The following is a 25817-nucleotide window of genomic DNA, read 5'->3' on the forward strand; positions in this document are numbered from 1 at the left end:
TGTGTCAATATGAGAGGCATCATCAGTTTGTGTGGAGAAATTCCCAGCCTGCTAAGCAGCTTCATAATCCCATGGCAACCTTACATCAATGTCGGAGCAGCGGAGCATAATCATATCGATCATGTTGTCTATATTACGAAATCCGTAGGCCATGTAAACGATGCGGACAAGGCCCACGAAGCGTGCGGCTGGATTTGCATCAAGTTCAGCCCGCATCCTGCTCATGATGGGGCCGATGGTATTCCAGGAAATCCTGAGCAAAGAGGAGGCAGCGGTTTTCGTGCAGGACAAGGAGAGCCAAGTGGCCAGCTCCTCAAATTCCTTTATATGAACCGGCTTCTCTTTCGCGGCTTGCCGCGCTCATTTCCTCAGCGTCGCCTCATCGATCTGCGCGCCGTCCGGCAGGAAGCAGCGCACGGAGAGCGCAGCGGAGTCCGCCGTGAGCGTGAGGTAGTTGTCCGTCTCCGGCTGCGGCGCGACATATGTATCGAGCGCGTGATCCACCCAGAGCCCCGGATAGCGCACGTTGCCCGCCACGCCCGTCAGGATGTAGAGCGGGCCCTTCTCGTCGCGGCGGAAATCCTTGATGTGGCCGCGGTTGCGGTACGTATGGAGATGCGCGGAGAGCACGAGGTCGATGCCTGCCTCATCGAAGAGCGGCATCCACGCTTTCCCCTCATCGGAGAATCCCTCCTGCCGCTCCGGCCGGCTGCCGATGCGGTACTGCAGGGGGTCCTTGTGCATGAGCACGACGTTCCAGGGCTTCTGCGACTTCCGTACATCGTCGCGGAACCACGCCTGCTGGCGCGCGAGGAGCTCTGGATGCCACTCCTTCTCCTCCTCGTGCTGCGTGTCGAGCACGAGGAAATGCACGGGCCCGTAGTCGAAGGAATAGTAGCGGCGGTCGTCCTCCGCACTCCCGTTCCCCGGCACGGCGAAATAGCGCAGGTACGCCAAGGGCTCCCGCACCTTCCACGCCTGGTTGTACGTCTCGTGGTTGCCGAGCAGCGGCGCCACGGGGATGCGGTCGGCAATGCCGTCCACCGCCTCAAACCAAGCGCGCCACTGCCCGTGGTCCTCCCCGTTGTCGACGAGGTCGCCCATGTTGATGAAAAACGCCGCCTCCGGCACGCGCGCCGCCGCGTCCTGCGCCAGGTGACGCCAATCCGAGTAATCGTTCGACTGCGAGTCGGGGAAGACGAGCGCGGTAAACGCCCCACCGCCGTCCGTCTGAAGCGCGTGCCAATCGCCCGCCTCGCCGCCCACGGACACACGATACTGCTGCGTACTGCCGGCCGTCAGCCCCGTGACCTGCGCCGTGTAGAGATACGACGACACGCCATCATCCGTGAAGGACTCCTCCTGGGCGGGGAAGGTCTTACCGTCCCTTGCACCGCCCGAGAGCTCCACCATCGGCGCGGTGAGCTGCACGGGCGACTGCCACATGATCGTCCGCGCCGTGGCATTGTCGCTCGCCGCCACCTGCCGCAGCGCCTGGACCTTGTCCCCGCCGAGCACCGCCGCCGCCTTATCCCGCACCTCTGGCAGGTCGAGACCGCGCGAAAACGCCCAACCGCCCCCGCCCAGCAGCGCCATGCCAGCGCAAAGCTGCAAGAACTGCCGCCGTGAGATCTTCTTCATCACTACCACCCTTTTCCCTGCCTCTGCTTCGATCTTTGCTTTCATCTTACCAAGTCATAGTGATTGCTCCTTCGTTGGTGATTTATTACAGAGCCATTCTAGCATGAAGCGTCACTATGGATTTTATTTTTTGATTAACTGTTCAAGTTCATTTTACAACGGACCCTCGAGAGATCTTTCATCGCTGCTTCCTCCTTCAAGATAAGAACGCCTTCGCTTCAGCGAGCCAGGCATCGACCTCTTCCTGTGCCGTCACCTGCTGACTGCCGCCCGTCGAGTCGAACTGCACCGTCATGGACGGCCCTTCCGTGGCTCCCGCGCACGCTGCCGCCATATCTTTGAGCGTATGACCTGGCCAGCCGCCATGCGTCTGGAAGAAGATGACCTCCTTGCCGCTGAGGTCATGGTCATGGAAAAAGCTTTTGACCGCCGGTGCCATCGTATACCACCAGGTCGGGGTCCCCACAGCAACCACCTCATACTGGGAAAGATCATGCGCGAGCGGCTGGATTTCTGGCAGAAAACCGCTCTCCACCTCTCGCTTCCCCTGTGCCACGACCTCCTCATAGCTTCCCATATAAGGATGTACCATAGAAATCTTTTCGAGATCTGCCCTCGTCGCGCGTTGAAGTTCACCAGCAATCTTCTCCGTGTTGCCATTGCTCCAAGTGTAATAGACAATCAATACCTTCTTCATCGCATTTCCGCCTCTCCCTTCATCGTCTCCCCCCTTCTCCCGCCGTCCACGCCAACAACGGACGTTCAGAGAAGGGCATGGGAAACGCCAAAAGCAGGAACCCACGTCGCTTCGACACTTCCTGCTCCTGGCTGCAAACGCTCTGATCCGTTCCTTATTTTAGCGACTTCGCCCACTCAGCGACCTTGGCATCGTCAATCCTGCCCGTGAAGCAGGTGCCGTCTTCCCAGTCGCCTTTACTCCCTGCCATCTCCTTGAGCAGCTGTCCGCTGCTGCCGAGCGGCGAGCTTGCGGCCGTAGCGAACGTCACGACATGCTTGCCCGTGAAGTCGTTGCCCTTGACGAAGGCATTCATCGGCCAAGCGGCGATACCCCACCAGATTGGATAGCCGATGTAGACCGTCTCATAGTCCGCCCAGTTGTCCGGCATCGTCTTCTTCAGCGTGATCTTGTCGCGCAGGGTATCATCATCGTGTTCCTTGCTGACGCGGCTGTCCGGATTGTTGTAATCGAAATCGTCCTTCGTGTACTTCTGCGTCGGCTCAATCTTCATGAGGTCGGCATCCTTGGCCTTCGCGAGGTCTTTCGCGACCTGTTCCGTCCTGCCCGTATCCGAGTAATAGACGACGAGCGCTTTCTTGCCTGACGCCTGCGGCTTTTCCGACGAGGAGGCAGTGCTCGACGCTGCCTTCCCGGACGATGCCGCCGCGCCGGAAGACTCATCGGCTCCGCAGCCTGCCACCATCACGGCGAGGAGGGCACCCATGACGAGCGCCAGGATCTTCTTGACTTTCATACGTTCCGCTCCCTTTCTCTTTCATCAGCGAAGTGCTGACACGTCATTCCTCATTTGTTCACAGATACATCATACGAACGCAAGCAACGAACGTACAGTTCCGATTTCTCATAGCAGCATACGCGCAGCGCATAGAGAAGACTCCCTGCCCCTGTGAGACCCGAGTCACTCACTGACCATTCACCCACGCTGCGAGCCTGCTGTCCGAAAAGCCGTTGAGCATCTCTCCCGACTGCCAGTCGGCCTCAGGGCAGACGCGCTTCGATTCCTCGATGGTCCTGTCCATGCCGGTGACCTTCAAAAATTCCCTGCGGTTCATGGCATCCTCCCGCTTCCTTCTCCTTGCTGCGCGTTACTCCGCGTAGATCTCCTTGGCATAGCGGAACGCCGCCCACGCCTTCGGCCAGCCGCTGTAGAAGCCGAGCTGCGTGATGACCTCGACCATCTCCGCCTTCGTCACGCCGTTCTTCTTCGCCTCGCCGATGTGATACTTGAGCGAGCTGTCCGTGAGGCCCTGCGCGACGAGCGCGGAGACCGTCACGATGCTGCGGTCGTGCAGCGAGAGCACATCGTTCTTGCTCCAGACCTCACCGAAGAGGACATCATCGTTGTAGCGCGCGAAGTCCGGCGCGAAAGCCCCGAGCTGATCGCGGCCTGCTGTCTGCACGACCTTCACGGCCTTTTTCTGCGTTCCATTCTCATTCTGCTGTTCCATTGCACTTGCCTCTTTCATCGAAAATCCACTGCCGATGAGCATGATCCCCGTGAGCAGGGCTGCCACGACTTTCTTCTTAGCGTTTCTCTTCATACCTGACACCTCACACCTTGCGACTCACGGCAGCGCTTCGTACGCTTCCGGATTGACGGCCTCGCACCATTCATTGCTCGTCTCCTCGCCCGGCACCTCGATGGCGAGATGCTGGAAGGCGCTGTCCTTCGCAGCGCCGTGCCAATGCTTGACCTCCGGTGGGATGTGGACGACATCGCCGGGCCTGAGCTCGCGCGCGGGCTTGCCCCATTCCTGGTACCAGCCACGGCCAGCGGTGACGAGGAGCATCTGCCCGCCGCCCGACTTCGCGTGGTGGATGTGCCAGTGGTTGCGGCACCCCGGCGAGAACGTCACATTCCCGACGGCGACCTGCTCGAGCGAGAGCATGTTCAGATAGCTCATCCCATCGAAGTACTGCGCATAGCTGACATTCTCCCCGCCGATGGCGAAGGGACTTGCCTGCTTGATCTCTTCAAGTGTCATACGATGTCCCGTCCTTTCCCTCGCTGTTCGAGTTCAAAAATCATGTAATCGAGGCAGGAAAGCTTTTCCTGCTGCCGGTGCAGTTCATCGACCAGACGACGCCTGTGCCGCTTCAGGTAGCAGAGGCGCGCCGCGTCGTCAGGCAGGGCATCGTACTCTGCCTGACAGGCGGGGGAGCAACTAGCATCAAGGAGTTCCTCATGCATCGCTTTCCCTCCTTCCCTCTCTTGATGGTTCTATCATAGCAAGCGCGGTGTAAAATGTGAAATGCTTATGTTTTAGCGACTAAAATACATTTTTCGTATAATATTGGTTGTAAAAAAACGCCTCTGCCTTGTAGAATGGAGACAGAGACGTAAAAAGGAAGAGAGGCGTATCCTCATGGAACTTCGTACCCTTTCGTATTTCCTGGCCGTGGCGCGAGAGCAGAACATGACCGAGACCGCCAACGTGCTGCATGTGACGCAGCCGACGCCGTCGAGGAAAAGCTCGCCCATGGGCTCATCGATTTCGCCGTGATGATCGAGCCGTGCCCGCGAAGTGATTGCCTGTCCTACCCCCTCCACCAATCGGAGGTGTCCGCGGGGGAAGCGAGGTCGATGAGCGCGCCGATCTTAGGCGTCAGGAGCCGATAGGAGCGCCCGCGGCTCGCCTCCTCGAGGCGCACCATCGGCTCCTGCCACGGATGGCGCGCCAGGGCGAACTTGCTGTTGTGCGCGGGGATGACGAGCCGCGCGCCGACGTCATCGCAGGCCTGTGCTGTTTCCTCTGGCAGCATGTGGATCGCATGCCAGGCGAGGTTGTACTGGCCGTTCTCGGCGAGCACGCAGTCGAAGCCGCCGAACGTCCTGCCGATGTCCTGGAAATGCGCGCCGTAGCCGCCATCTCCCGTGTAGTAGAGGCTGCGCTTCGGCGTGAGGAACGCCATGCCGCACCAGAGCGTCACATTCTGCTTGAGGAAGCGCCCCGAGAAATGCTGCGAGGGCAGGATGTGGACGGAGAGCGTCTCTTCGAGCTTGATCTCCGCCCCCCAGTCTTCCTCGTGGATGCTCTCTGCCGGGTAGCCCCACTGCTCAAGTAGGCACCGACGCCGAGCGGGCAGACGACCTGACGGACTTTGGGCTTGAGCGCCATCACCGTCGAATAGTCGAGGTGGTCCCAATGGTCATGGCTCAGCGCGAGCACGTCGATCTCGGGAAAGTCGTCCGCCGTGTAGACGTTCGAGCCCGCGAACGCGCGATTGATGCACCAGAGCGGCGAGGCATAGCTGCTGAAGACGGGATCGATGAGGATACGATAGCCGCCGAGCTGCACGAAGAAGCTTGAGTGGCCGAGCCAGACGACGGCATCCCGCTCGCGCGACAGCGCCGAAAGGTCTGTCTTCTGCGTCGGCAGCGGACCATCGGGCACGAGCCCCGTCTTATCGCCGAACAAAAATTTCCACGTGGCGACGAGGCGGTTCTCGTGCTCCCCTTCCTCCTCCGACATAACTGAGACGGGCACGAGGTTCTCAAAATGGTCGCCATGGTAGTGCGGCGAGGCCTGCATGCGCCTGAGGCGTTCGCCCGTCGGTAGATTGCCAAACTTCGGCAGGTGAACATACGCATACGCGCCACCTGCTGCCGCCGTGCCGAGCAGTCCCAGCCCAGCCACAATGAATTCACGTCTTGTCATCGCTGGTATCCTCTCTCATCCTCTAAGTCCGAGTCACGCCACAGAAGATTCGCAGCTGCGACGCCGACGTCCCCATCATAGCAAGATTTCTCCGGAAGGTCAATTTCCTCCGCAAACCTGCAGAAAGCCAGATGCGCGCACATCTGCTTCGCGCGTATCGCGTCTCGCCCTGACACGAAAAAGCTGCCGCAAGAGATACGCCTCATGCGGCAGCTTTTTTTCGCTGAGTTGCTCTAGATTACGCCTTCAGCACCGCGCCCGTGCTCGCGGATGTCGTGAGCTTCGCATAGCGGGAGAGGTAACCCGTCTTGATCTTCGGCTCCGGCTGGTGCCAGTTCGCCCTACGCCTTGCGAGCTCTTCGTCGCTGACCTTGAGCTCGAGGCGGCGGTTCGGGATGTCGATGACGATGACGTCGCCGTCCTCGATGAGCGCGATCGGACCGCCTTCCATTGCCTCCGGCGAGATGTGGCCGACGCACGCACCCTGGCTCGCGCCGCTGAAACGACCGTCCGTGATGAGGCCGACCTTCAGCCCGCGGCCCGTGATGACGGCCGTCGGGTTGAGCATCTCCTGCATGCCCGGACCGCCCTTCGGTCCCTCGTAACGGATGACAACGACGTCGCCGTCATGAATATCGCCGGCCATGATAGCATCGCAGGCCTCTGTCTCGGAGTTGTAGCATTTCGCCTTGCCCTCGTAGGTGAGCATGTCATCCGCCACGGCCGACGCCTTGACGACGGCGTAGTCCGGCGCGAGATTGCCCTTGAGGATGGCGATGCCGCCCTCCTTGCGGTACGGCGCGTCGACGCTGTGGATGACGTTGCGGTCGAGCACCTCGGCATCCTTGATGCGGTCGCCGACCGTGCCCGTCACCGTGAGCGCGTCGAGATGGATGAGGTTCTTCGTCGCGAGCTCATGCATGACGGCGGGGATGCCGCCCGCCTCATCGAGGTCGACCATGTGATGCTTGCCGGACGGGCTGAGCTTCGTGATGTACGGCGTGCGGCGCGAGATCTCGTCAAAGAGCGGCGCGGGCAGGTCGATGCCCGCCTCGTGCGCGATGGCCGTCAGATGCAGCACCGTGTTCGACGAGCCGCCGATGCCCATGTCGACGGTGATCGCGTTCTCAAACGCCTCGCGCGTGAGGATGTCGCGCGGCTTGATGTCCTTCTTGAGCAGATCCATCACGACGGCGCCCGCGCGCTTCGCGAGCAGGCGGCGTGCGCCCGTGTAGGCCGCGGGGATCGTGCCGTTGCCCGGCAGGCCCATGCCGAGCACCTCGGTCAGCGAGTTCATCGTGTTCGCCGTGAAGAGGCCCGCGCAGGAGCCGCAGCCCGGGCAGCACTTCGCCTCGAGCTCGTGCATCTCCGCGTCCGTCATGTCGCCCGCCGCGTATTTGCCGGCCGCCTCGAACGCCTGGCTCACGCTCACGTCGCGGCCATGGAAGCGGCCGGGGAGCATCGGGCCGCCGGAGACAACGACCGCCGGGATATTGAGCCGCGCCGCCGCCATGAGCATGCCCGGCACGACCTTGTCGCAATTCGGGATGAGGACGAGTGCATCAAAGCCGGAAGCCATCGTGACCGCCTCGATGGAGTCGGCGATGAGCTCGCGGCTCGCGAGCGAGTATTTCATGCCCGTATGGCCCATCGCGATGCCGTCGCAGACACCGATGGCCGGGAACTCCAGCGGCGTACCGCCGGCGGCCGCGACGCCGAGCTTTGCAGCCTCGGCAATCTCGCGCAGATGGATGTGGCCCGGGATGATTTCATTGAAGGAATTGCAGATGCCGATGAGCGGCTTCTTGAGGTCCTCCTCACCGTAGCCGTTCGCATGGAACAAAGAACGATGCGCGCAACGCGTGGCGCCTTTCTTGACAATATCGCTTCTCATAAACAACTCTCCTCACTATCAAATGCGGCCGCGGTCTCCCGCAGCCTGCGGCAGGAGTCCCCCGCCGCGCTGGTGTTACTGATTTACAATTTTACACTTTTTATATAAAGAATTCAAGCGGCCGCAATGAAAAGTTTCCGCGGCAGCGCGCAGGCGCAAAAGGGCGCGGCCACAGGCTCATCCTGTCGCCACGCCCTGCTGCTGTGCGCTTTCATCAGTCGCGCCTGAGCACGCTCGCCATGGCCTGACGCACGACATTCTCTGGCACATCACTCCTGATCTGCGTATGACCGATGCGATCCATGAGAACCCAGTGGACCTTGCCGTTCACGGTCTTCTTGTCGTGAAAGATCTCCTCGTACATCTTATCTTCCGTGCAGCCCTCCGCCTGAGTCGGCAGGCCGAGCGAAGCGATGAGCGCTGTCGTGCGCGCAGCCGTCGCCGCATCGATGAGCCCGAGCTGGCGGCTGATATCTGCGGCTCCGACCATGCCGATGGCGACGGCCTCGCCGTGGTTGTAGCGCACATAGCCCGTCTCCTGCTCGATGGCATGGGCCATCGTATGGCCGTAGTTGAGGATGCGGCGCAGGCCCGCCTCCTTCTCGTCCTGGCTCACGACAGCGGCCTTGATCTCGCAGGAACGCGCAATCATATGCACGGCGGCCTCAGGCGCGAGCGAGAGCACCTCCTGCTGGTGCTGCTCGAGGAACGTGAAGAACGCCTCATCATAGATGATGCCATACTTGACAATCTCCCCAAGTCCCGTGGAGATCTCCCGCGCGGGCAGCGTTTCCATGAGCGCGAGGTCGATGAATACAGCGTCCGGCTGATAGAAACAACCGATGAGATTCTTGCCGAGCGCGTGGTTGACGGCCACCTTGCCGCCGACGCTCGAATCGACCTGCGCGAGCAGGCTCGTCGGCAGCTGGATGAACGGCACGCCGCGCATATAGGTGCTCGCGATGAAACCAGCGAGGTCGCCGACGACGCCGCCGCCGAGCGCGAATACCGGCGACTTGCGATCAAGCCCGTGCTCGATGACCGCCGTATAGATGCCCTCCGCCACGGCGAGAGACTTCGATGGCTCGCCCGCGGGAACGGTGTAGATGAAGGGAGACAGCCCTGCTTGGCGGAGCGTCTTCGCCGTCTTTTCCCCATAGAGCGGCCCGACGTTCGTATCGGTCACGATGAGCGCTTGTCGCGAGTAGTCCCGCTCCTTGACGAACGCGCTGAGCCGCGCCGCGAGTCCGCGGCCGATCACGATATCATAGCTGTCTTTTCCCAGTGCGACGCGCACGACGCGCGCCGTTCCTTCCTCATGCATGCAAAACGCCCCTTCCCCGCAGGAACCGCACGATGTCGTCGACCACCTGGAGCGGCGAGAGCTCGCTCGTATCAACGGTATAATCCGCATGTGTGTAGAGCTGCGCGCGCTCCTGCATCAGCTGTTCGATGGCCTTGCGGCGGTCGCCCGCGTCCCTGCCGTCAAGCACGGGCCGCTGTCCCTGCGTCATGGTCCGCTGCAGGATGGTATCGACATCCGCCTGCAGGCAGACGACGACGCCGCCCGCGCGCAGCGCCTCCATATTCTCCTGGCTTTTCACCGTGCCGCCGCCCGTCGAGATGACCGTATTGCGGCGCTTTGCCACGCGCGCGACCATCTCACGCTCGCGCGCGCGGAAATACGCCTCGCCATGGCGCTCGAACATCTCGGGGATGCTCATGCCCGCCTCCGCCTCGATTTTCTGATCGAGATCGAGAAAGGAGAAGCCGAGCCGCTGGGCGAGCGAACGTCCCGTGCTCGTCTTGCCCGTGCCCATGAATCCGATGAGGACGATGTTCTTCATGGCTCACCAGTCCTTCTCTACGCGCTCATTGTAGGCGGAAAGCGCTGTGCGCACATCCACCATCGCGTCGCCGCCGAACTTCTCGACGATGGCCTGCGCGATGACAAAGGCCGTCATCGCCTCGCCGACCACGGAGGCCGCCGAGACAGCACAGGCATCGCTGCGCTCCTTGCAAGCGAGCACGGGCTTCTTCGACGCGATATCGACGGAGTGCAGCGGCTGCATCAGCGTCGGAATAGGCTTCATGACCGCGCGGACGACGACCGGCTCGCCGTTCGTCATGCCGCCCTCGAGTCCGCCCGCATTGTTCGTCCGGCGATAGACATGCGTGCCCTCGATGTACATCTCATCGTGCATCGCGCTGCCCGGCTGATCGGCATAGCGGAAGCCGGCGCCGATCTCCACGCCCTTGATGGCCTGGATGGACATCATCGCGCCCGCGAGCCGCGCGTCGAGCCGACGATCCCACTGGATATGAGAGCCGAGTCCGACTGGCACGCCGCGCACGATGACTTCGAACGTGCCGCCGAGCGTATCACCCGCTGCCATCGCCTCGCGGATGCGCGCTTTCATGCGCTCCTCCGCCTCCGCGTCGCAGCAATTGAGCTCAGACTCCGTCCTGCCGATGCTCATGACATCGATATGGTCGGGATTGACAGCCACGCCGCCGATCTTTGTGACATGAGAGACCACGTCAATGCCGAGCGAGCGCAGGAATTCCTTGCAGAGCGCACCGACCGCGACGCGCATCGTCGTCTCCCGCGCACTCGAGCGCTCGAGGATATCGCGGATGTCGCTGCGCGCGTATTTCTTGCAGCCCGTGAGGTCGGCATGACCGGGACGCGCCGCCGTGACCGGCTCTCCGGACGGCGCGCCGAACGCCGCCATGCGGTCCGTCCAATTCGCGAAATCACGGTTCACGACGCGCAGCGTGATGGGGCCGCCCAGCGTCTCCCCGAAACGCACGCCGGAGAGAATCTCCGCCTTGTCCTTCTCGATCTTCATACGGCCGCCGCGCCCGTAGCCCTGCTGGCGCCGCGCCAGGTCGCGGTTGATCGCCTCGATATCCAGCGCCAGCCCCGCCGGCAGGCCCTCCAGAATGGCCGTCAGGCAGGGGCCGTGAGACTCTCCTGCCGTCAGGAAGCGTAATTCACTCATTCATGCCACCTCATTCTCTCAAAAACAATGCGCACAAATATCCGCTTCACGGACATCGTGCGCCGCTATTAGCAAAATCAGCATTTTCTCTAGTTTACTATGTAAATCTCAAGAGCGCAAGCCGTCAGGCGCCACGCGATTGGCTAGATTTACTGCAAGGGCGGGCGCACAATGTCCACAAAGTGGACGTTTGTGCGTTGAGCTTACTATGTAAATCCCAAGAGCGCAAGCCGTCAGGCGCCGCGCAAAATATTTACGACGCATCTTTCCCGCCTGGAAGCGCGAAGACCGCCACGAGCAGTTCACAGGTGAGCGGCTCGCCCGTGCCGCCGCTCTGCACCTTGATGCCGCGCACCTCGACGAAACGGCCGCCGATACGCAGGGAGGCCATATCCTGGAGGAAGTCGAGCAGCGCGAAATAATCTCCCGCGAGCCGCACGCGCACGGGCAATTCGCGGAGACCAGCCGCGCCGCTCACCGCGGGCTGCGGCGCAACGTCGAGGAGCGTGAGCGAGCGTGCGGCGGCCTGGCGCTCGAGATGGCTCAGGAACGGACCTTGCGCGAGCGTCTCCGGCAGGGCCTGCGCGAGGAACACATGGCGCTTCTGCTGCTGTTCCTGCACGACCTTCTGATCGGCATGCCCATTCGCGAAATTCGCTGCCGCTATCTGTACGCGGCGCGCCTCATCACATGCCTGCCGCGCCGAAGCGCGCGCCCGCTCGAGTGGCAGATGGACGAAGTACACCCAGCCCGCCAGCAGCCAAGCGAGCAGGCAGAGCAGGCCCGCGAGCTTTTCCTTTTCATTCCATCGATGCATGCGCTGCCTCCTCTCCCTCGCGCACGTCCCTCGCAGGCTCCTCTGCGGGGGCAGCGAAAGGAATTTCTATGGTGAAATCGATTCCGCCATCACTGCGGCGCGTCGAACCCGTGAGCGCCGCGCCGCTTCCTCCCTCGCCTGCCTGCGCCTCAAAGCCGGCCAGATAATCCGCGAGCGCGTCATACGTCACCGCCTCCCCTTTGATCTGCAGGCTTTGCTGCGGCTCGAGAGAGAGCTCCGTGAGACAGACGCCTGCCACATTGCGCGTCCCGAGAAAGGAAAGCACTGCCGCAGCCGGAGGGCTCGCCGCAGATAACGAGCGCAGGGCATCATCGCGCCGCGCGATCCACGCCTCCTCAGCGCGGAAGTCCTCCATGCGGTTTGTCTCGGCACGGGAAAGCGCGACCTCAGCCTGCAGCTGCCGCGCCTCCCGGCGCGCGGCGTAGAGGCGATAAATATCCGCACTTGTGACGAGCAGGAGTACGGCAGCTGCGGCCGCGACTGCCAAGCCGGCGATGCGGCGCAGATCGAGGCCTCTGAGTCTGACCGGAGCAAAGGGGAACGCGAGTCCCGGCGTCGGCAGCGCCTGCACGAGGATGCCGGCACCGTAAATGGCGCGGCTGAATCGCTCATCCCAGCCGTGAAAAGCGCCATCCGCCTCCAAGAGTGTCGGCACGAGCGGCAACACGGTCTCCTCCCAACACAGGCGGTCTGTCTCAACGAGCAGACAAAAGGATGCCGGCGGCGCAGCCGTTGCCAAAAGCTGCAAGCCCGCCGCTGCAAACGCACGGCGGCACGCCTCCGCCTCGCCCACCGCCACAGCGGCGACTGCATAACTACCCTGCTCCTGCCGCGCATAAGACGTAAAGAGCGGCGCGCCGCCAAAAGGTTCCCGCGCCGCCATCTCCCAATGCGCGGTCTGCCCGAGTTCCCTGGTGGGGAGCGCTGGCAGCTGCATCTCCTCTACATAGACGTCCTCCGGCGGCATGGCGAGCACGACAGGCACATCCTCCCAGCCGCTGCGCGCGAGAAGCACCGCCGTTTTCTCCGCGATGCTTCCCGCACGATCCTCCTCCGGCGCAAAAAGCACGCTCTCGAGACAAGCGACCTGCCATCCCCCCACCGTTTTCTCAAGACCAGCGAGATAGAGCAGCCCGTCTTCTGCCGCGACGCCCGCGATGCGCCGCAGCTCCTCATGCAGCCAGTCACGGCATCCAGCCCAGCCATACATAGCCCGCCCCCTCCTTTCTCATGCGCGCCCGCACACGGAGCTCGGAGCGCGCGGGTATCACGCGATCTTTCCCGCCTGCTGCCACCACATGCGCTGTCACCACGATCATGCCATTTCCCGGCTCCCTCATATCCTCTGGGCGCGCCTGAACGGAAACCTTGCAGCCATCCTCTGTCGACCGTTCCACAACGAGTGAGCACCCTCCCCGCGGGATCACCTCTCCTGCACGCGCGCCACCTGCCTCGAGCTGCGAGGCGGCCCGCTCCGCCTCGCTCTGCGCGAGCAGGCGCAGGCGCACCTCATCCTCATAGCCGCGCCCCGCCTGCGCCTGCTGACGCTCGAGTGTCAGCAGGCCGCAAGCCGCAAGCAGCATGATGCCGAGCATCATCATACCAAGCACGGAAGTCATGCCGCGTTCCGCCCGCCGCATCAGCGTCCCCCCTGCGCGGGAAACTCCGCAGTCTGCTCCACACGATGCCCTGTCAGCAGCGATCGACCCACGAGACGCAGATGATAGAGCCCGTTCGGCAGAATCCGGATAGAGAACTCGTCGATGGCGACATTGCCGACGATGCTCTCCCCCGTCAGCGGCTGAAAACCGCCGAGATTAATATGACCACGATAAAGCTTCTTCAGCCCGTCCACTTCGTGTAGGCGGTAAGATGTAACGCGCCAGCCGGAGAGATCGCTGGCTGCCTTGCGAAACTCCAGCGTCTGTGCATGCGCCGTTCCGCTCATACGCACGCTCTGCGCCTCCGCTGCATCCGTGAGGATCAGCTGCAGGGCGGTATGGACCTCCTCGGACAGCTCGAGATCCGCCTTCTCCGCCAATACCATGTGCATGTATTGGAAAAAGAACGCACCGATGCCGAGCAGAGCTGCCATCCAGAGCGGCAACGCGATTCCCAGCGCGAAGAAGCCTCGCTCACCTTCCTTTGCCATGTGCACCCACCCATTTCCCAAGCGTCAGAGATGCGGCCTCGCCGCGCACCTCCCAGAAGACACTGGCCTGCAGCTGCCAGCCCGCGGCGTCCGGCACGATCTCTCCCCTCACCTCATAGGCGCGCGCATGGCGCGCCAAATCCTCGGCAGGCCCAAGCCAGCCCGTGCGGACTGTCTCACGCGGCAGCGACAGCCGCGCTGACGTCTCGAGCTCGACGAGCTCCTGCTGCGCGAGATGGACCGCCGTCTGACGCGCAGTGCTCGCCGTGCGCAGCGCCGCCGCCTGACGCGGCAAGATGAACATCGCGGCCATCAGCGCCAGGAACACACCGAGCAGCGCCGCCTCCAGCATCAAGAATCCCTGTTCCCGTCTCATTTTCCCTCCACGCGGATGCGGCCGACCGCATCGACGATGACCTTCTTCCCATGCGCCCAGTCATGGTCATACGCCAGGACAAGGCTCAGCGTATTCTTCGTACCGCCGTTGTAGCCAAACGAAACATTGTCGTACCTGCCGCTACCGAACGTCTCTCTCCCCGCCCTGGCCGGGTCGAAAATAGCAAGGGAAATGCCCTGCGGGAGATGATACATCCGCACCTCATCCACCTGGATCACGTTCCCCGCACCGCGCTTCGGAATCTCCAGCCAGTACCGCCCGCCATCCTCATCACAGCGGAAAGTCGGCCGCGGCAGCATGAAATCCTCTGACTCATACCGCATCACCGCCAGCCGCGAGGACTGCCGCAGCAGGCGCAGCTCGCCCGCCAGGCGCTCCGCCTCGCAGGACAGCTGCGCCTGGCGGTACCACTCTGTATAGCGCGGCAGGAATCCCGCCAACAAGAGGCCGAAAAGCGTCAGGAAGAGCAGCGGGTACAGGAGGACATACCCCGCGGAATGCGTTTTCATAGGAACACCTCGCAGTAAAAGCGGACGATGCGCTCTCCAGACACCAGCCCCAGCAAGCCGCCGGCCGCGAGGAAGGGGCCGAACGGTAGCGTCGCACGCCGCCGCACGCCGCGGCAAAGCAGGAAAAGTGCCGCGAGACTGCCGAGGAAGAATGCTGCGAAAAGCGCGGGCAGAACGGCCGGCATACCCGTCCAGGCACCAATCGCGGCAGCGAGCTTGACATCGCCGCCGCCCATGCCACCGTGGCTCAAGCAGCGCACCAGATAAAAGAGACCACCGCCGAACGCAGCGCCGGCGAACGACACGGCAAGCGGGGAAAGCACACCGGCCGCGCTCAGCAGGATGCCCAGCGCGCCGAGCGGCAGGACCAGGCGGTCCGGCAGATACCCCGTACGCACATCCACGACGGCCAGACGCAGCAGGACGATGCCGTAGACAAACGCGGCGAGCAGAAAAGTCAGCCGCTCCATCACTCACTCTCCCTTGCCGCTGCCGACACTGCCTGTGCTGCTGCCGCGCGAGGGCAGGAAGGACTCCGCAGTCTTGTCATCGCACGTCGCGCGCGGATTGCCGTTCGTCTCTTTCTTCAGCAGATAGGCTGTTCCCTTGACCTCATGCTCTGCACCATCGAGAATGACCGTGCTGCCAGTCGGCGGCTTGACGCTGCCGATGTTCTCCACATATGCCTCGAGCACTTTGATGTCCCCGGCCGCCGGCGGCTTTCCCTTCTCTGCCTCGTACATCACGGCCGCCGCATCGAGCATCTGCAGATCGGCCGCCACCTTCTGCGTGCGACTGACCGCCAGCACATGGGAGACCTTCGGTGCCGCGACCGCTGCGAGCAGGCCGATGACCGTCAGCGCGAGCATCAGCTCGATGAGCGAATAACCCTTTTCGTTTCCAAGCATCTTGCCACCTCCAAGCGCCTGCTCGCTTCAGACGAGCAGCATCATATCGAGCAACGGCAACGATACCGCCGCTACAAAACCACCAACGAGTGCGAAAACAATGAGATACGCGAGCGGCTCCGCAAGTGCTTGGAGCCGCGCCGCATGATGCTCTGCCATCATCTCCGCGTAGTCCGCGCCGTGATCGAGCATCTCCTGCAGGCAGCCGCTCGTCTCACCTACGCGCAGGAACTCGAGCAGAAGCGGCGGTAGCGTCCGCTCATCCGTGAGGAGCTCCGTGAGCGGGAATCCCTGACGGATGCCGGCTGCGACAGCGAGGAGGCGCTGCCGCATATACCGACTCCCCGTGACCGACGCCGCCTCTCGCGCCGCCTCATCGATCGAGATGCCACAGGAAACGAGCATCGAGAGAGCGCGCAGCACCTGCAGCCACAGCACCTCCCTGCGCAGCTCGCCGAAAAACGGCAGAGAAAGCCGCAGCCGTTCTGCCCTGTCAGCAACGCGCGGCAGTCGCAGCAACAAGAGCAGCAGCACTGCCGCCGCGATGGCACAAGTCAGAAGCAGCGGCCATGACGCCTGCACGAACGCGCTCCATGAGAGTAGCAGCCGCGTCGGCCAGGGCACATCCGCGCGCAGGCTCAGGATCAGAGAGGAGAGTGCCGGCAGCACGACGAGCGTCAGGAAGATGCCGAGCCCCACCGTCTCGATGAGCAGCACCGACGGATAGAGGAGCGCTGTCTTGAGCTTCTCGCGGCTGCGGCACGACTGCTCGAGCCACGCTGCGAGCTGCTGCATCATCTCCGGCAATCGTCCCGACCGCTCACCGACACGCACGAGCGCGGCGGAAAGTTGGGAGAACACCTGCGGCCGCGCCGCCAGTAGCTCCGAAAACGTCCGGCCCGCCGCAAGTCCTGCCGCAAGCTCCCGCAGCAACACGGCATAGCCGTCTGAGCGGCTGCCCGCAAGCGACTGCAGACTCTCGTAGAGCGGCAGCCCGGAGCGAAGCAGCACGGCGAGCTGGCGGCAGAGCAGCGCCTCTTCCCCGCGCCGCCGCACCAGGAAACGCCGCCCGAGGATTGCAGGACGACTGATGCCCTGCCGCAGGCACAACAAGGGGCTCTGCCGCCTCGGCTGCAGCGAAGAGACGAAGAGCCCCCTCTCCCGCACCGCAGCGAGCGCCTCGCGCGCCGTGTCCGCCGCAATCTCACCTGCGACCTCCGCGCCGTCAAGGCGATGCGCCCGATAAGTAAACACCACCATCCTGCATCCCCTCCATGAGCTCCTCATACCCGCAGCGCGTGAGCTTACCCGCCTGCAATAACCGCCTTCCCTCCGCCGCGAACGTCGTCATGCCCTCGCGCCGGCCCGCTAGCATGGCCGAGGGAATCTGGCGCTCCTCGCCGTCATGAATCATACGGCAGATCGCAGGCGTCCGCAGCAGCACCTCGAACACCGCCTGCCGCCCCGCTGTCCCTGCAACGAGCCGTTGTGCGGCTATGGCCGTCACTGCTGCCGCGAGTGCCGCCCGCGCCGCCGCCCGTTCCTCCGCGGGGAAGAAATCAGAGAGCCGCTGCACCGCCTCCGCCGCCGTCCGCGCATGCAGCGTCGAGAGAACGAGCATTCCCGCTTCCGCCGCCGCAAGTGCCGCCCGGACGGCCGCGACGTCGCGCAGCTCCGTCACGAGCAGGACATCTGGATCCTCGCGCAGCGCACTGCGCAACGCCTCAGGAAACGAGAGGAAATCCCGGCCGAGCTCTCGCTGATGGATGAGGCTTCCCGCCGACTCGCAGAGATACTCGATGGGGTCCTCGAGCGTGATCACATGCAGGCCGCGGCGCTCGCTGGCCGCGGCTGCAGCTGTGAGCGCCATGAGCAGCGATGCCAATGACGTCGTCTTCCCCGAACCGACGCGCCCCGTCACAAGGATGAGCCCGTGTCGCACCTGTGCTAGCGAACAGAACCCAGGCGGCGCGCCGATCTCCGTGAGCGAAGGAATGCGCGCGGGCAGCAGACGCAGCGTCAGCGCCACAGCGCCCCGCGCGAGATACGCGTTCCCGCGCAGCCGCCGCCCCGCGTGCGTGAACGCGAAATCCATGCCCGTGCGCGCCTCCCGGAGGCGTGCGCAGACATCCCCGCGCGCATCGAGCCACGCCGCAAGCTCCGCCGAGGAGACTGACGACATAGGCTGGAGCCGCCCCGCCACACGCAGGAACGACGGAGCTCCTGCCGTGAGATGGAGATCCGATGCCTCGCGCCGCACCATCTCATCGAGGAGAAACATCATCGCCTCAGCCATAGAGCACGCGCCTCACTTCCGCTGCCGTCGTCAGCCCCGCGAGCACCTTCCGCCGCCCGTCCGCGCAAAGTGACTGACACCCAGATTGCGCGGCCAGGTCACGCAGTTCCGCCAGGCTACTGCCGCGCAGGAGCGCACGGCGCAGCCCGTCGTCGAGCACGAGCACCTCCTGCAGCGCCAACCGACCGCGGTACCCCGTCCCATGGCACGCCTCGCAGCCAGTGCCACGCCGCACCGCGCGCCCCGCCAATCCTTCATCGCCCAAGAGCAGCGCCTCCTCCACAGAGAGCGATACCGTCTCGGCGCACGCGGGACAGGCGCGCCGCACGAGACGCTGCGCGACCACGCCCTTAAGCGTCGCCGCCAAGAGGTACGGCGCGAGTCCCATCTCGAGCAGACGGTACATCGCGCTGCAAGCATCCTCCGTATGCAGCGTTGAAAAGACGCGGTGCCCCGTCAGCGCCGCCTGCAGGGAAAGCTCCGCCGTCACAACATCCCGCATCTCGCCGACGACGATCGTATCCGCATCGAGACGCAGCACATGGCGGAGCGCCTCGGCGAACGAAAGGCCGCCCGCCTCCCGGATCGGCACCTGCGTCACTCCGGACAGACGATACTCCACAGGATCGTCGAGCGTCACGATACTCCCCTGCGCCGACTGGAGCTCCGCCAGCACTGCATAGAGGCTTGTCGTCTTGCCCGAACCCATCGGCCCCGCAAAGACGACAAAGCCTGACGGCGCGCGGCAGAGAGCGCGCAGCACTGCCGCATTCTCCTCTGTGAAGCCAAGATCTCCGACACGGCGCACCTCGCCGCCATGCGCGAGCAGGCGCAACACAAGGCATTCGCCCTCCACCGTCGGCATCGTCGCCACGCGCACATCGCTCTCTCGCCCCTCGTGTACGAAAGAAAAGTGGCCATCCTGCGGCCGCCGCTGTTCATTCAGCACGAGCCCCGCGAGCACCTTGACACGCGACAAAAAAACGGCATAAACCCTTTTGGGAAAAGGTTCATGCCGTTCTTGAAGAAGCCCGTCCACACGGACACGGATGCGCACGCCGCCCGTCTGCGGCTCGAAATGGAGATCACTCGCGCCCTCCGTGAGGGCTTCGCCGAGCGTGAAATCGACGAGGCGCTCGACAGCCGACACCGAGGGAAGTGCACGCGCGGAAGCAGAGCCACCCGCGCGCATCGAAACGCGCTGCAGCCCGATCTCGCGCAGCACCTGCTGCACGAGCTGGTGAAACAGTTCCGCCTGCCGTCCCGCCATGTAGATCCTCCGCTATAACATCCTGTCGCCAAGGAACCGCCAGAAAAATCATCAGCTCCCTGAGGAAACAACGCACGCCTCATGATGTTCCTCCGGCAGACAGCCATGCGGGCAGGTCTCCCAGCAGCACCATGCGACAGACATAGCACGTGAGCATCTGCCCACGCAATTGTCGTAAGAGCGATACACAATATCCGCCAAGCGGACGTTTGTACATAAGTTATTATAGCGAAGAATAAAGAAGGTTTCAATAGATTCTATGACAAAAAAATAGAAAATACAAATATCTTCGAGGGAAATTTAAGGAAACGCTGATTAATTCGGCACTTCCTTAAGAAAATGGCTGCTTTTGCATGTAATTTGCGAACAAAATCATTTTGCTTCAAGAATCTCACGCGCCTGCCGCTCTGGCATCTCCTCATAGCGCAGGAACGAGCGCGTGAAGGTACCGCGCCCCTGCGTCTGAGAGCGAAGCTCTGTCGCGTAACCGTAAAGCTCCGCCTCGGGCACGACGGCATGCAGGACGGTCGTATCCTTGCCGCTCATCTCCGTGCCGAGGATGCGAGCGCGCTTGCCATTGAGCCTGCCGATGACATCCCCGAGGTAATACTCCGGCGTCGTGACCGCGATCTCATCGAGCGGCTCGAGGAGTACGGGATCTGCCGCGAGGACGGCCCGGCGCAGCGCGATGGCCGTCGCCGCCTTGAACGCCGCCTCGGAGGAATCGACGGGATGATAGGAGCCATCCGTGAGACGGACGGCAACATCGACGACGGGGAATCCCGCGAGGATACCTCCCGCGAGCGTCTCCGCCGCGCCCTTCTCTACGGCTGGAATGTACTGGCGCGGCACGCTGCCGCCGAAGATCGACTCGCTGAACGCGTTGCCCGTGCCCGCTTCCTGCGGTTGTACCTCCAGCACGACATGACCGAACTGCCCATGCCCGCCGCTCTGCTTCTTGAATTTCCCCTCGGCCTGCGCCGCCTTGCGGATGGTCTCGCGATAGGCCACGCGCGGGCGGCCGAGCTTCAGCTCCACATGGTATTTGCGCGCGAGCTGCTCCGCGAGCACGGTGAGCTGCATCTCCCCGAGCGCCGCCACTACGGTTTGCTGCAGCGCTTCCTCGCGGTGCACAGCGAGCGTTTGCTGCTGCTCCCGCTCTTTCGCTAAAGCTGCGAGCAGCTTGTCCGCTTCCTCCTTCTTCTCCGTCACGACGGCCATCTCGAGCATCGGTGCGGGGAAGTCCGGCAGCTCATAGAGGATCGGAGCATCCTTCGCCGCGAGCGTATCGCCTGTGCGCACAGCGGCGAGCTTCGCGGTCACGACGATGTCGCCCGCGTGCGCAAGTGTCACGGTATGCGCCTGCCTGCCGCGCAGGGTGCTAAGACTGCCGATGCGCTCCGCGCGCCCCGTCGTCACATCGAGCACCGTCGTATCGCCGCGCAGCGTCCCCGTCTCGATGCGCAGATACGTCTGCCGCCCGCTCTGGGGATCGACGACCGTCTTGAACGCCTGGGCGGAGAATGCCTCAGAGATGCCGCGCTCCACGAGCTCCCCCGTCCCCGGCTCCGTGCCGAGCACCGTAGCCGCGGGCGCCGGCAGATAGGCCGCGATGCCGCCGAGAAGCTTTTTCACGCCGATATCCGCCTTCGCCGAACCGCAGAAAACCGGGAAGATCTTGCCGTCACAGACGCCCTGGACGAGCGCCTCCGCTACCTCCGCCTCCTCGATGGGCTCGCCCTCGAGGTATTTTTCCATGAGCGCGTTGTCATAGTCCGCGACCGCCTCGATGAGGGTCTGGCGCGCCGCCTCGACATCTGCGGCGAGGTACTCCGGAATCTCCGTCACGACGCAGTCGTCCTCGTCGTGCGGCACGACCTTGCCGTGCATCGCGAGGAGGTCGACGACACCCTGGAACGCGGCCTCCTGGCCGATGGGCAGCTGCACGGGCACGACGCCTGCGCCGAAACGCACGCGCAGCTCATCGACGACAGCCGCGAAGTCCGCGTGCTCGCGGTCCATCTTGTTGAGGAAAAACGCGCAGGGAAGATCCTCGCCGCGCGCGAGCTGCCAGAACTTCTCCGTCTCCACCTCGATGCCGGCGGGCGCGGAGAGCACGAGCAGCGCGGCGTCCGCCGCCGCGACGGCGGACACCGCCTCGCCGAAAAAGTCAGGATAGCCCGGCGTATCGAGCAGGTTCAGCTTCTCCTCGCCCCACTCGCAGGCCGCGAGCTTCATCTCAATCGTGAGATGGCGCGCCTTTTCCTCCGGCAGCACGTCGAGCAGACTCGTCCCCTCGTCAACGCTGCCGCAGCGCTTCGCCGTTCCCGTATGGTAGAGGCAGGCATCGAGCAGGCTCGTCTTGCCGCTGTTTCCGTGGCCGAGCACCGCCACATTGCGCAGATGCGCTGTCGTATATTCTTTCATAGATCTCCCTCCCAGTCACTTCGATGCACCTACCTGGGCACTTCGTGGATTCCAAAGCACCCTATGAAAAAACGCTGCCCTCCTGTGCGTTTCTCACACAAGATGCAGCGTCACTCCTCTCAGCCGCGCCTACTGATCCTCGAGGCGCATGAGCAGAAAACAGTAATCCGACAGGCGGTTCAGATACCGCCTGTCCGTATCATGTACTTCCTCTTCCTCCGACAGGCGGCAAAAGAGCCGTTCCGCGCGGCGCGTGACCGTACGCGCGTGATCGAGCGCCGCGCCGCCCTGTGTATCGCCCGGCACGAGGAACGAGGTGAGCGGCGGCAGCCGCCCCTCAAGCTCGTCCATCGCCTGCTCGAGTGCCGCGACATCCGTCTCGGCGATCATAGCATCCTGCGCGCGGCTCGCAAGATCTGCCATGAGCGCAGGCAGCTTTTTCTGCAGCGCCAGCACGCGCTCCCTTACCTCCGCCTTCGCGACGAACGCGCGCGCGAGCCCCAGGACGGAGTCGAGCTCGTCGACCGTGCCGTAAACCGCGACGCGCAGCGAGGATTTCCTCACGCGTTCCCCCGTATAGAGGCCCGTCTCACCGGCATCCCCCGTCTTCGTGTAAATGCTCATAAATCCTCCTGTCAGCCGTCGTAAATCTCCGTCTGATTGAAGAAGATCGAAATCTCACGCGCCGCACTCTCCGGACTGTCGGACGCGTGGACGGCATTGCGGCGCCCATCCAAAGCGTACGCCTTGCGGATCGTCCCCTCAGCCGCTTCCGCGGGATTCGTCTTGCCGTTGAGCGCGCGCACGCGGCGGATCGCATCCTCGCCCTCGAGTACCATCGCGACGAGCGGACCGGACGTCATGAACGTGCGCAGGCCCTCGTAATACGGGCGGCCGATGTGCTCCGCATAGTGGATGGAGGCCAGGCGGTCGTCCATACGCAGCATCTTGAGCGCGACGATGCGCAACCCTTCCTGCTCATAACGCTGGATGATATCTCCCGTGTGATGATTGGCAAAAGCATCCGGTTTGATGAGTACAAGCGTTTTTTCCATGAATGAATCTTCTCCTTTGATATGGCTTATCATTGCCTCAGAGCACTTCCGCCTTATAGGCCCGTGCCAGTTCGGCATGCGCAAGCGCGGACTCCCGCAGCGCCTCGATCTCGTCGTCGCGCAGCGCGCGGATGATCTTGGCCGGATTGCCGTAGACGATCGAGTTATCGGGGATCTTCTTGTGCTGCGTGATGAGCGATCCCGCGCCGATGATACAGTTGTCACCGATCTCCGTATAGCCGAGCAGGATGGCCCCCATGCCGATGAGCGTATTGGAGCCAATGGTGCGGCTGTGGATGATGGCATTGTGCCCGATGATGACGTGGCTGCCGATGGAAAGAGGACAATCCCCCATCACATGAATTGTAGCATTGTCCTGTACATTCGTGCAACGTCCGATCTGGATTGGTTGGAAATCACCGCGCACAACCGCGCCGAACCAAATGCTGGAATCCCTGCCAATCGTCACATTGCCGGCAACGCAGGCCGTCGGTGCGATGAAAACAGACGGGTCGACCTTCGGTCGCTTTCCTTTGTACGGTATCATGAGCCCCATAGTATCTGCCTCCGTGATGTGTTCGAATTTTTCAGAAATATCTCTACATTTCTCATTATAACCGCTGGGGAATAAAAAGTAAACACTTCAAATCAATTTATACCAATTTTGCAAATCAGACAACAAATGACAAGCACTGATATGATGATCATCGCGTTTTCTGCCGCAGCAAATCCCGCAGACGCCGCACGCGCTGCGCGAGCAGCCAGTCCGCAATCTCCTTCCCGGCAAGCCCTGGCGGCGCCGCATGACCGGAGATGCGCAGCAGCTCCGCCGCAATCTCCTCGCCACGCACGAGATACGCGGGCAGGTCGCCGTGATCCGCCCGCAGCACGGCGAGGAACGCGGAGAAAGGCAGCGGCACCTTGACCGCCGCCAGCAGGAGCCTGACAATCTTCCCAGCCTTTGCGAGGCGTGGCGCGCGCATGTGTTCGCGGATGACGAAAGCCGCCGCTGCGCGCCAGTCCCGCGGCAGCGTCATGCGACGGTTCCAGTCTGCGAGCACGTCGAGGCCGCACACCTCATGGCCGTAGTGGTGCGGCAGCATCGCCTGCGGCGTCCGCCCTTTGCCGATATCATGCGCGAGCGCCGTGAAACGTGCGCGAACATCACCTGTCTCCGCCGCCACGCGGTCGAGCACGAGCATGGTGTGTTCGAACGCATCCCCCTCAGGATGGAATGCCTGCGGCTGCGTCTTGCCGATGAGCGCTGCAAGCTCTGGGAACGTCACATCGAGCACGCCCGCGCGCGCGAGCCAGCGGAAAAAAGCGGACGGCTGCGCCGCGCTAAGCGCGCGGCGCAGCTCGGCGAAGATGCGCTCGCCCGGCTCGCGCGCGAGCTCCGCGCGGCAGGCGCGCATATACGCGAGCGTCTCCTCCGTGATCTCATAGCCGAAGAGCGCCGCCTGCCGCGCCGCGCGCAGCGCGCGCACGGGATCCTCGACGAAATGGGAGGAAACCGCCCGCACGCGACCGCGTGCGATGTCCTCCCGCCCGCCATAGAGGTCGATGAACCGCCCCTCGGGTAGCTCGAGCGCGATGCTGTTCATCGTCGTGTCCCTGCGATAGAGATCCTCCTCGATCGTGACCTCAGGCGAGAACGCGACGGCAAAACCGCGATAGCCCGGCCCTGTCTTGCGCTCCCGCCGCGCGAATGCCACCTCCGCTCGTTTCCCGTCCACCGTCACCAGGTAGACGGGAAACGAGCGGCCGACGCGCTGCGCGTCAGGAAAGAGCGCGCAGAACGACTGCTCGCCGATGCCACTCACGACGTAATCCTTGTCCGCGGCCGCTGCACCGCGCAGACGGTCGCGCACCCAGCCGCCCACAACGAAGACGCGCGCGCCGGCCCTGCGCAGCGCCGCGACGAATGCTGCTTCCTCCATCTCGATTCCCTCCCTGCGGCGCAAAGACCTGCGCCATGAAATTCTGCGGCGCGTGCTTCGCACGCATCCAGTTCCATAAAAAAGACTGCCCCGCCAGGGACAGTCTCTCCTCCAGAAAACACTCAGGCATGTTCCGCGTGGTTCACGATATGCGCGCCGCGCGTATCGAGTGCGAGATGCTTGATCTCCGCCTCGACGCCATGGCGATGGAAGGCCTCGCGCATCGCCGCGCCGATGGCCTCCTCCTTGCCAGCGCGCTCAAGCGTGAATGCGATGAGGCACGGCCCTGCACCGCTCAGCACCGTGCCGAGCGCCCCTGCCGCACGCGCCGCACGGAACACGTCGAACATGCCGGGAATCAGCGCCGCGCGATACGGCTGATGCAGCGCATCGTCAAAGGAGCGCTTGAGAAAATGCTCGCTGCCCTTCATGAGCGCGGCGACGAGCATCGAGGCGCGTCCGATGTTGAAAATCGCATCCGCCATCGGCACCGTCTCCGGCAGGACCTCACGCGCTTTCTTCGTCGGCAGATAGAAATCCGGCACCGCGACAACGAAGCGCAGGCGGAGCTTTGGCAGGAACGAGAAGCTCTCGACATGATGCCCTTTCGTCGTGCTCACCGTGAAGCCGCCGAAGATCGCCGGCGCCACATTGTCAGGATGTCCCTCGATCTCCGTCGCCATCTGCAGGAGCTCGCGGCGGTTGTACTTGTTGCCGATGATGACATTCGCTGCCTTGAGACCGGCCACGATGGCCGCGGCGCTCGAACCGAGGCCGCGGGAAAGCGGCACATGGTTCTTCATGTGGATCCGCGCGCCGCGGAACTCCTCGCCGCGCTTCGCGCGCTCGAGCAGTAGGCGGATGGAGCGCCAGACAATGTTGCGCGCATCCTCCGGGATGCGCCCCGCACCCTCGCCCTCGACGAGGAACTCGAGGCCCGGGTCCTCCCGGAGCGTGAGATCCAGCTCGTTATAAATATTGCAGGCCAGCCCGAGCGTATCGAAGCCAGCGCCGAGATTGGCGCTCGTCCCCGGCACACGGACCGTAATGCTGCGTTCTCCCATTT

The 25817-nt window shown here is 63.2% G+C and carries 29 protein-coding genes and 1 pseudogene; 1 reads left to right on the forward strand and 29 read right to left on the reverse strand.

What is annotated here, in order from left to right:
- Window positions 1-360: 360 nt before the first annotated feature.
- The 7 genes from F599_RS0101280 to F599_RS0101310 all read right to left on the reverse strand — a co-directional run bounded on the left by F599_RS0101280 (window position 361) and on the right by F599_RS0101310 (window position 4592).
- Entirely contained in the window at window positions 361-1641 is a 1281-nt protein-coding gene (locus F599_RS0101280; protein ID WP_019541723.1) for a purple acid phosphatase family protein, read from the reverse strand.
- Between the two features lie 196 nt (window positions 1642-1837).
- A complete protein-coding gene (locus F599_RS0101285; RefSeq protein ID WP_019541724.1) occupies window positions 1838-2338 on the reverse strand; it encodes a flavodoxin family protein in 501 nt (166 codons plus the stop codon).
- A gap of 154 nt (window positions 2339-2492) precedes the next feature.
- Window positions 2493-3134: a flavodoxin gene (locus F599_RS0101290; protein WP_019541725.1), complete on the reverse strand. Its 642-nt coding sequence runs from the start codon at window positions 3132-3134 to the stop codon at window positions 2493-2495.
- 169 nt (window positions 3135-3303) lie between these two features.
- Window positions 3304-3453, reverse strand: coding sequence for a hypothetical protein (locus F599_RS15455; RefSeq protein ID WP_019541726.1), 150 nt, complete (start codon window positions 3451-3453; stop codon window positions 3304-3306).
- 33 nt (window positions 3454-3486) lie between these two features.
- Window positions 3487-3942, reverse strand: coding sequence for a carboxymuconolactone decarboxylase family protein (locus tag F599_RS0101300; RefSeq protein WP_019541727.1), 456 nt, complete (start codon window positions 3940-3942; stop codon window positions 3487-3489).
- A 24-nt stretch (window positions 3943-3966) separates the two neighbouring features.
- A complete protein-coding gene (locus F599_RS0101305; protein WP_019541728.1) occupies window positions 3967-4386 on the reverse strand; it encodes a cupin domain-containing protein in 420 nt (139 codons plus the stop codon).
- Window positions 4383-4592, reverse strand: a complete 210-nt coding sequence (locus F599_RS0101310) for a hypothetical protein (RefSeq protein ID WP_019541729.1) — start codon at window positions 4590-4592, stop codon at window positions 4383-4385. The genes F599_RS0101305 and F599_RS0101310 overlap by 4 nt, the downstream gene beginning before the upstream one ends.
- Window positions 4593-4767: 175 nt before the next feature.
- Here F599_RS0101310 and F599_RS0101315 point away from each other — a divergent pair, with 175 nt between their 5' ends.
- On the forward strand, window positions 4768-4905 hold the full coding sequence (locus tag F599_RS0101315; protein ID WP_019541730.1) for a LysR family transcriptional regulator: 138 nt from the start codon (window positions 4768-4770) through the stop codon (window positions 4903-4905).
- A gap of 34 nt (window positions 4906-4939) precedes the next feature.
- Here the strand turns inward: F599_RS0101315 and F599_RS14595 are convergent.
- The 22 genes and pseudogenes from F599_RS14595 to thrB all read right to left on the reverse strand — a co-directional run bounded on the left by F599_RS14595 (window position 4940) and on the right by thrB (window position 25815).
- Window positions 4940-6060: pseudogene (locus F599_RS14595) on the reverse strand (MBL fold metallo-hydrolase).
- Window positions 6061-6298: 238 nt separating this feature from the next.
- A complete protein-coding gene (gene ilvD / locus F599_RS0101330) occupies window positions 6299-7954 on the reverse strand; it encodes a dihydroxy-acid dehydratase (protein WP_019541732.1) in 1656 nt (551 codons plus the stop codon).
- A gap of 214 nt (window positions 7955-8168) precedes the next feature.
- A complete protein-coding gene (aroB, locus tag F599_RS0101335; RefSeq protein ID WP_019541733.1) occupies window positions 8169-9278 on the reverse strand; it encodes a 3-dehydroquinate synthase in 1110 nt (369 codons plus the stop codon).
- The gene (locus tag F599_RS0101340) at window positions 9271-9801 is read right to left on the reverse strand and encodes a shikimate kinase (protein ID WP_019541734.1); all 531 of its coding nucleotides are present in this window, start codon (window positions 9799-9801) and stop codon (window positions 9271-9273) included. The genes aroB and F599_RS0101340 overlap by 8 nt, the downstream gene beginning before the upstream one ends.
- A 3-nt stretch (window positions 9802-9804) precedes the next feature.
- Entirely contained in the window at window positions 9805-10959 is a 1155-nt protein-coding gene (gene aroC, locus F599_RS0101345) for a chorismate synthase (protein WP_019541735.1), read from the reverse strand.
- Between the two features lie 253 nt (window positions 10960-11212).
- Complete coding sequence (gene pilO, locus F599_RS0101350; RefSeq protein WP_019541736.1) at window positions 11213-11776, reverse strand: type 4a pilus biogenesis protein PilO; 564 nt, start codon at window positions 11774-11776, stop codon at window positions 11213-11215.
- Complete coding sequence (locus F599_RS0101355) at window positions 11760-13007, reverse strand: hypothetical protein (protein ID WP_019541737.1); 1248 nt, start codon at window positions 13005-13007, stop codon at window positions 11760-11762. Before F599_RS0101355 ends, pilO begins: the two co-directional genes overlap by 17 nt.
- Window positions 12982-13437, reverse strand: coding sequence for a hypothetical protein (locus F599_RS0101360; RefSeq protein ID WP_019541738.1), 456 nt, complete (start codon window positions 13435-13437; stop codon window positions 12982-12984). The genes F599_RS0101355 and F599_RS0101360 overlap by 26 nt, the downstream gene beginning before the upstream one ends.
- Window positions 13437-13949: a hypothetical protein gene (locus F599_RS0101365; RefSeq protein ID WP_019541739.1), complete on the reverse strand. Its 513-nt coding sequence runs from the start codon at window positions 13947-13949 to the stop codon at window positions 13437-13439. The genes F599_RS0101360 and F599_RS0101365 overlap by 1 nt, the downstream gene beginning before the upstream one ends.
- Window positions 13933-14325 carry a hypothetical protein gene (locus F599_RS0101370; protein WP_156021904.1) on the reverse strand — a complete coding sequence of 131 codons (393 nt, stop codon included), beginning with the start codon at window positions 14323-14325 and terminating at the stop codon, window positions 13933-13935. Before F599_RS0101370 ends, F599_RS0101365 begins: the two co-directional genes overlap by 17 nt.
- Window positions 14322-14855, reverse strand: a complete 534-nt coding sequence (locus tag F599_RS0101375; protein WP_019541741.1) for a hypothetical protein — start codon at window positions 14853-14855, stop codon at window positions 14322-14324. Before F599_RS0101375 ends, F599_RS0101370 begins: the two co-directional genes overlap by 4 nt.
- A complete protein-coding gene (locus tag F599_RS13335) occupies window positions 14852-15325 on the reverse strand; it encodes a prepilin peptidase (protein WP_019541742.1) in 474 nt (157 codons plus the stop codon). The genes F599_RS0101375 and F599_RS13335 overlap by 4 nt, the downstream gene beginning before the upstream one ends.
- A 3-nt stretch (window positions 15326-15328) precedes the next feature.
- On the reverse strand, window positions 15329-15763 hold the full coding sequence (locus F599_RS13340) for a type II secretion system protein (protein ID WP_019541743.1): 435 nt from the start codon (window positions 15761-15763) through the stop codon (window positions 15329-15331).
- A 27-nt stretch (window positions 15764-15790) separates the two neighbouring features.
- Window positions 15791-17023 carry a type II secretion system F family protein gene (locus F599_RS0101390; RefSeq protein ID WP_019541744.1) on the reverse strand — a complete coding sequence of 411 codons (1233 nt, stop codon included), beginning with the start codon at window positions 17021-17023 and terminating at the stop codon, window positions 15791-15793.
- Complete coding sequence (locus tag F599_RS13345; RefSeq protein WP_019541745.1) at window positions 16989-18059, reverse strand: type IV pilus twitching motility protein PilT; 1071 nt, start codon at window positions 18057-18059, stop codon at window positions 16989-16991. Before F599_RS13345 ends, F599_RS0101390 begins: the two co-directional genes overlap by 35 nt.
- Window positions 18052-19329: a GspE/PulE family protein gene (locus F599_RS0101400; protein ID WP_019541746.1), complete on the reverse strand. Its 1278-nt coding sequence runs from the start codon at window positions 19327-19329 to the stop codon at window positions 18052-18054. The genes F599_RS13345 and F599_RS0101400 overlap by 8 nt, the downstream gene beginning before the upstream one ends.
- Before the next feature lie 372 nt (window positions 19330-19701).
- Window positions 19702-21756, reverse strand: a complete 2055-nt coding sequence (locus tag F599_RS0101405; RefSeq protein ID WP_019541747.1) for an elongation factor G — start codon at window positions 21754-21756, stop codon at window positions 19702-19704.
- A gap of 129 nt (window positions 21757-21885) precedes the next feature.
- Window positions 21886-22380, reverse strand: coding sequence for a cob(I)yrinic acid a,c-diamide adenosyltransferase (locus tag F599_RS0101410; protein WP_019541748.1), 495 nt, complete (start codon window positions 22378-22380; stop codon window positions 21886-21888).
- A gap of 11 nt (window positions 22381-22391) precedes the next feature.
- The gene (ndk, locus tag F599_RS0101415) at window positions 22392-22811 is read right to left on the reverse strand and encodes a nucleoside-diphosphate kinase (RefSeq protein WP_019541749.1); all 420 of its coding nucleotides are present in this window, start codon (window positions 22809-22811) and stop codon (window positions 22392-22394) included.
- Between the two features lie 37 nt (window positions 22812-22848).
- Window positions 22849-23367, reverse strand: coding sequence for a gamma carbonic anhydrase family protein (locus F599_RS0101420; protein ID WP_019541750.1), 519 nt, complete (start codon window positions 23365-23367; stop codon window positions 22849-22851).
- Between the two features lie 148 nt (window positions 23368-23515).
- Window positions 23516-24751, reverse strand: a complete 1236-nt coding sequence (locus F599_RS0101425) for a tRNA nucleotidyltransferase/poly(A) polymerase-related protein (RefSeq protein ID WP_019541751.1) — start codon at window positions 24749-24751, stop codon at window positions 23516-23518.
- A 122-nt stretch (window positions 24752-24873) separates the two neighbouring features.
- Window positions 24874-25815: a homoserine kinase gene (gene thrB, locus F599_RS0101430; protein WP_019541752.1), complete on the reverse strand. Its 942-nt coding sequence runs from the start codon at window positions 25813-25815 to the stop codon at window positions 24874-24876.
- Window positions 25816-25817: the final 2 nt, after the last annotated feature.

Source organism: Selenomonas bovis DSM 23594, from assembly GCF_000381005.1.
Classification (GTDB): domain Bacteria; phylum Bacillota; class Negativicutes; order Selenomonadales; family Selenomonadaceae; genus Selenomonas_C; species Selenomonas_C bovis.

What these genes read in the sequence shown, in the direction of transcription:
- F599_RS0101405 (WP_019541747.1), bottom strand. Translation starts at nt 21,756, where the DNA reads ATGAAAGAATATACGACAGCGCATCTGCGCAATGTGGCGGTGCTCGGC.
- F599_RS0101300 (WP_019541727.1), bottom strand. Translation starts at nt 3,942, where the DNA reads ATGAAGAGAAACGCTAAGAAGAAAGTCGTGGCAGCCCTGCTCACGGGG.
- F599_RS0101360 (WP_019541738.1), bottom strand. Translation starts at nt 13,437, where the DNA reads ATGCGGCGGGCGGAACGCGGCATGACTTCCGTGCTTGGTATGATGATG.
- F599_RS0101340 (WP_019541734.1), bottom strand. Translation starts at nt 9,801, where the DNA reads ATGAAGAACATCGTCCTCATCGGATTCATGGGCACGGGCAAGACGAGC.
- F599_RS0101370 (WP_156021904.1), bottom strand. Translation starts at nt 14,325, where the DNA reads ATGAGACGGGAACAGGGATTCTTGATGCTGGAGGCGGCGCTGCTCGGT.
- F599_RS0101420 (WP_019541750.1), bottom strand. Translation starts at nt 23,367, where the DNA reads ATGGGGCTCATGATACCGTACAAAGGAAAGCGACCGAAGGTCGACCCG.
- aroB (WP_019541733.1), bottom strand. Translation starts at nt 9,278, where the DNA reads ATGCATGAGGAAGGAACGGCGCGCGTCGTGCGCGTCGCACTGGGAAAA.
- ndk (WP_019541749.1), bottom strand. Translation starts at nt 22,811, where the DNA reads ATGGAAAAAACGCTTGTACTCATCAAACCGGATGCTTTTGCCAATCAT.
- F599_RS0101305 (WP_019541728.1), bottom strand. Translation starts at nt 4,386, where the DNA reads ATGACACTTGAAGAGATCAAGCAGGCAAGTCCCTTCGCCATCGGCGGG.
- thrB (WP_019541752.1), bottom strand. Translation starts at nt 25,815, where the DNA reads ATGGGAGAACGCAGCATTACGGTCCGTGTGCCGGGGACGAGCGCCAAT.
- F599_RS13335 (WP_019541742.1), bottom strand. Translation starts at nt 15,325, where the DNA reads ATGGAGCGGCTGACTTTTCTGCTCGCCGCGTTTGTCTACGGCATCGTC.
- F599_RS0101355 (WP_019541737.1), bottom strand. Translation starts at nt 13,007, where the DNA reads ATGTATGGCTGGGCTGGATGCCGTGACTGGCTGCATGAGGAGCTGCGG.
- aroC (WP_019541735.1), bottom strand. Translation starts at nt 10,959, where the DNA reads ATGAGTGAATTACGCTTCCTGACGGCAGGAGAGTCTCACGGCCCCTGC.
- F599_RS0101310 (WP_019541729.1), bottom strand. Translation starts at nt 4,592, where the DNA reads ATGCATGAGGAACTCCTTGATGCTAGTTGCTCCCCCGCCTGTCAGGCA.
- F599_RS0101375 (WP_019541741.1), bottom strand. Translation starts at nt 14,855, where the DNA reads ATGAAAACGCATTCCGCGGGGTATGTCCTCCTGTACCCGCTGCTCTTC.
- pilO (WP_019541736.1), bottom strand. Translation starts at nt 11,776, where the DNA reads ATGCATCGATGGAATGAAAAGGAAAAGCTCGCGGGCCTGCTCTGCCTG.
- F599_RS13340 (WP_019541743.1), bottom strand. Translation starts at nt 15,763, where the DNA reads ATGCTTGGAAACGAAAAGGGTTATTCGCTCATCGAGCTGATGCTCGCG.
- F599_RS0101290 (WP_019541725.1), bottom strand. Translation starts at nt 3,134, where the DNA reads ATGAAAGTCAAGAAGATCCTGGCGCTCGTCATGGGTGCCCTCCTCGCC.
- F599_RS0101280 (WP_019541723.1), bottom strand. Translation starts at nt 1,641, where the DNA reads ATGAAGAAGATCTCACGGCGGCAGTTCTTGCAGCTTTGCGCTGGCATG.
- F599_RS0101390 (WP_019541744.1), bottom strand. Translation starts at nt 17,023, where the DNA reads ATGGTGGTGTTTACTTATCGGGCGCATCGCCTTGACGGCGCGGAGGTC.
- F599_RS0101365 (WP_019541739.1), bottom strand. Translation starts at nt 13,949, where the DNA reads ATGGCAAAGGAAGGTGAGCGAGGCTTCTTCGCGCTGGGAATCGCGTTG.
- F599_RS0101315 (WP_019541730.1), top strand. Translation starts at nt 4,768, where the DNA reads ATGGAACTTCGTACCCTTTCGTATTTCCTGGCCGTGGCGCGAGAGCAG.
- F599_RS0101410 (WP_019541748.1), bottom strand. Translation starts at nt 22,380, where the DNA reads ATGAGCATTTACACGAAGACGGGGGATGCCGGTGAGACGGGCCTCTAT.
- F599_RS15455 (WP_019541726.1), bottom strand. Translation starts at nt 3,453, where the DNA reads ATGAACCGCAGGGAATTTTTGAAGGTCACCGGCATGGACAGGACCATC.
- ilvD (WP_019541732.1), bottom strand. Translation starts at nt 7,954, where the DNA reads ATGAGAAGCGATATTGTCAAGAAAGGCGCCACGCGTTGCGCGCATCGT.
- F599_RS0101400 (WP_019541746.1), bottom strand. Translation starts at nt 19,329, where the DNA reads ATGGCGGGACGGCAGGCGGAACTGTTTCACCAGCTCGTGCAGCAGGTG.
- F599_RS0101425 (WP_019541751.1), bottom strand. Translation starts at nt 24,751, where the DNA reads ATGGAGGAAGCAGCATTCGTCGCGGCGCTGCGCAGGGCCGGCGCGCGC.
- F599_RS0101285 (WP_019541724.1), bottom strand. Translation starts at nt 2,338, where the DNA reads ATGAAGAAGGTATTGATTGTCTATTACACTTGGAGCAATGGCAACACG.
- F599_RS13345 (WP_019541745.1), bottom strand. Translation starts at nt 18,059, where the DNA reads ATGGCTGAGGCGATGATGTTTCTCCTCGATGAGATGGTGCGGCGCGAG.